Here is a 3,196-nt window from a genome sequence, read left to right as displayed (position 1 = left end):
GGTTCGCATCCCGAGACTTAACCGGATCGGGATGCGAGCACTTATGTTATATTTTCGGTCGATGCTCCAACCGGCTTACTTGTCCTCGCTGGCGCGGAGCGAGTTGTGAATCGCCGTCGCTGCCTGCGCGGCCTGACCCATTGCAACGCTGATCTGATCGAGACTTTCGACGACATCGCCAGCCGCGTACAAACCGCTAACCGAGGTCTGTTGATGGGCGTCGGTGACAACGCAGCCGCCTTCGCCAAGCTTCACGCCGATCCCGGCGACGAGTTGCGTATGCGGCGAGGAGCCAAGTGCCGGATACAGGGTATCAAACGAGAGGCGACGCCCATCTGCCAGTCGAACCGCGATCTGATCGCCTTCGATCGATATCTGGTTCACCGCTTCCTTGATGACGTCGACACCGAGCCTAATAAGCCGCGCCTCATCCGGCCAGGAGAGTTCGGGCGAGCGCTGCGCCAGCAGCGTCACCCGCGCGCCATAGGGGCGGAGGAACTCGGCCTCGGCAGCACCATGATCGTCACAGCCCAGCACAGCGATATTGGCGCCCTTCGCTTCGTAAGCGTCGCACACCGGGCAATAGCGGATCAGGCCGCGCGCCAATGCAGCATCGTGCGACGCCTGAGGCATTGAAGGCCGGTGATTTCGGACGCCGGTCGCCAAGATCACGGTACGGCCTTGCCAGCTTGTCGTTTCCGTCGCGACGGAGAACCCGTCCTCGACGATCGCCAGGCGAACCACCTTGCCCTGCTCGATCGTCGCGCCGTAAGCCTGTGCTTGCCGTTTCATCCGCGATAGCAGATCAGCACCACCAATCCCGTCTGGAAAGCCCGGCAAATTGTGTGACCGCGGAATCGAACTCGCACGCCCCGCTCCCGCGTCGATGACGACACAGTTGCGTAGAAAGCGCCCGAGATAGGTCGCGGCCGTCAGTCCGGCGGGGCCACCGCCGATGATGATGCAATCCACGTTTTCCTGCGACGTCGACGTGTCAGCTGCTGTACGCATAAAGCCATTCTCCCAAGCCGGCTCTAGCGCGCGCTCTATTCACATTTACGTGCGCACGGCGTTCGTCCCTCACACGCCGGGTGTCGCGTAGGATGATTCCTGTCCCGAATACGCCCGGCAGTCGTCATCCAAGCAAAGTCGGATGGTGTCGCTGCGGCTACGCTTCCCGTACGAACAAGCTCGAACAGATCGGCGCGTCAGTGGCCGCCATGACCGCCGCCCCCACCATGACCGAAGCCGCCGCGATGGCCAAAGCTGCCACCGTGTCCATAACCACCGCCGTGAAGTCCGAAGCCGATCCCAATCGAACCATAGAAGGGCGACCCATAGCCGGGATAGCCATAATAGGGATCGTAATAGCCCCCGCCCCCCCGATAGCGCGCATTATATGCCAAATTTTGGGCGGGCACCGCGATCATGCAAGCTTGCACATTTTGCGCGGCTGGGCCGCCGGGTCCCCCGGGACCGGGCGTGGCTGGAGGCGCGTCCGGCGCTGACAAGGGCTGCGCTACGAAAGCTCCCGGCGTATTACACGGCACTGCGAAATAGGCGATGTTACGGCTGGGCGGCCCATAGGTCGCGCACCCGCCGAGCGCCGCTGCGAGTCCGGAAAGTGCCGAAAGCTTCAGAATCTGCGGTGACATGCGAAAGCCTCCATCGCTTGGGCCTGGATCACGATAGTCGCCAAGGCTGCAAGGCGCATGCACCGCCTCAAACGCTGCTGCGGATCCAGGCGCTGGCCGGAACCACCGACTGACCAGGCGCACCAGAACCGCTCATATTATTAAATACGCAATCGGCGGTGAAATCCCTCAAGGCACGCCGCCCAATCACTCCATCACTGCGAGCAGATCGTCGACCGTCGTGGTCGCGAACGCGGTGAAGCTGTCCGCCACTGCGTAGGGGAGCAGTAGATCGCGGCCGACGACGAGCGCGCCGCAGCTGTAGACGACATTAGGAACATAGCCGTCGCGCTGTTTAGGGCTGGGAGCCAGAACCGGGCGAGGCGTCCGCGCCAAAAGCTTCGAGGGGTCGTTTTTGTCGAGCAGGCAGGCGCCGATGCAGTAGTTGCGCACCGTGCCAACCCCGTGCGTCAAGACGAGCCAGCCCTCGTCCACCTCGATCGGTGAGCCGCAATTGCCCATCTGGACAAACTCCCACGGATACCGCGGCTCGATCAGCTTGGCGCCACCGCCCCAGTGGAGGATGTCGTCCGATCTCAGTAGCCAGATGTTCTTGTTGTCCTGGCGACCGAGCATCGCGAACAGGCCATCGATCCGACGGGGAAAAAGCGCCATCCCCTTGCCCAATGAGGCATCGCCGGTAAGCGCGCGCATCTCGAACGTTCTGAAGTCGGTCGTGGTCAGCAGCTCCGATCGCGCCTCCGCGCCGCTGAACGCAGTGTATGTACCATGGTAGGCGAATGTGCCGTCGCCTTCGTCAAAGCGGACCAGCCTGAGATCCTCGATCCCCTGGCGTTGGCTAGGCAGCACGGGAAACAGCACAGTTTCCGACAAGGTCTCGCTGCCGTCATACCGAAGCCGGGCGAGGTCGTCTGTATCGGCACGCTCGATAATGGGCTGCATCGACACCGAGCTGGGATCGTCCACAACCAGCGTGCCGCCCGGCTTCCACCGCCCCGTACGGAAGGTAACTGAAGACAGATGGCCCTCGCCGATCCCGCGCAGCGAGAGGATAAACCGAACCTCGCCATCGCCAACGTCGCTTTGGTCGGGATGCAGCACGGCGCTGGGATTGAACAACGCCGCGCTCTCATAGGCGTATTCCTGACTGAAATAGGCTCCGATCAGTCGGCGTCGCGCATCGTCGCAGCGATCGGCGCCGTCGAAGTGATCGGCGACCTCGTCAAAACGCCGCCGCAGCATCGTGTCGACGTCGCGGTGGTTCTCATCCAGGGACGCGGTGACGCCCTCCAGCTGACGGGTCAGCTCCGCCTCGCCGAGCGACAGGATCAGATTGACCGTTTCCTGAGTGCGGGTCGTGCCAGCGTCGAAACCTCGCGGATAGCCGGGCTCAAACGGCCTGACCAGGGTACGCGACGGGTCGGGCCGTAGCGTCACATGAGGAAAACGGAGCTTAGCGCGCTGGATCATGTCTGGCTTTCTCGAATTGCGGTATGTGAATGGGCGGGCTTGGCCATCAAAGCGGATCCTCGTGGAATCAT

The 3,196-nt window shown here is 62.5% G+C and carries 3 protein-coding genes; all 3 read right to left on the bottom strand.

What is annotated here, in order from left to right; translation table 11 throughout:
* Nucleotides 1–75: 75 nt before the first annotated feature.
* The 3 genes from BMX36_RS21105 to BMX36_RS21095 all read right to left on the bottom strand — a co-directional run bounded on the left by BMX36_RS21105 (nucleotide 76) and on the right by BMX36_RS21095 (nucleotide 3,125).
* On the bottom strand, nucleotides 76–1,011 hold the full coding sequence (locus BMX36_RS21105; protein WP_016510913.1) for an NAD(P)/FAD-dependent oxidoreductase: 936 nt from the start codon (nucleotides 1,009–1,011) through the stop codon (nucleotides 76–78).
* Nucleotides 1,012–1,208: 197 nt separating this feature from the next.
* Complete coding sequence (locus BMX36_RS21100; protein WP_010408734.1) at nucleotides 1,209–1,430, bottom strand: hypothetical protein; 222 nt, start codon at nucleotides 1,428–1,430, stop codon at nucleotides 1,209–1,211.
* A 411-nt stretch (nucleotides 1,431–1,841) separates the two neighbouring features.
* The gene (locus BMX36_RS21095) at nucleotides 1,842–3,125 is read right to left on the bottom strand and encodes a glycoside hydrolase family 130 protein (RefSeq protein WP_010408731.1); all 1,284 of its coding nucleotides are present in this window, start codon (nucleotides 3,123–3,125) and stop codon (nucleotides 1,842–1,844) included.
* Nucleotides 3,126–3,196: the final 71 nt, after the last annotated feature.

Source organism: Sphingomonas sp. OV641 (genome assembly GCF_900109205.1).
GTDB lineage: Bacteria > Pseudomonadota > Alphaproteobacteria > Sphingomonadales > Sphingomonadaceae > Sphingomonas.
This window is presented reverse-complemented; position numbering and strand designations above follow the sequence as displayed.

Excerpts from the sequence above, each read along its gene's own strand:
- BMX36_RS21105 (WP_016510913.1), bottom strand. The coding sequence starts at position 1,011 with ATGCGTACAGCAGCTGACACGTCGACGTCGCAGGAAAACGTGGATTGC.
- BMX36_RS21100 (WP_010408734.1), bottom strand. The coding sequence starts at position 1,430 with ATGATCGCGGTGCCCGCCCAAAATTTGGCATATAATGCGCGCTATCGG.
- BMX36_RS21095 (WP_010408731.1), bottom strand. The coding sequence starts at position 3,125 with ATGATCCAGCGCGCTAAGCTCCGTTTTCCTCATGTGACGCTACGGCCC.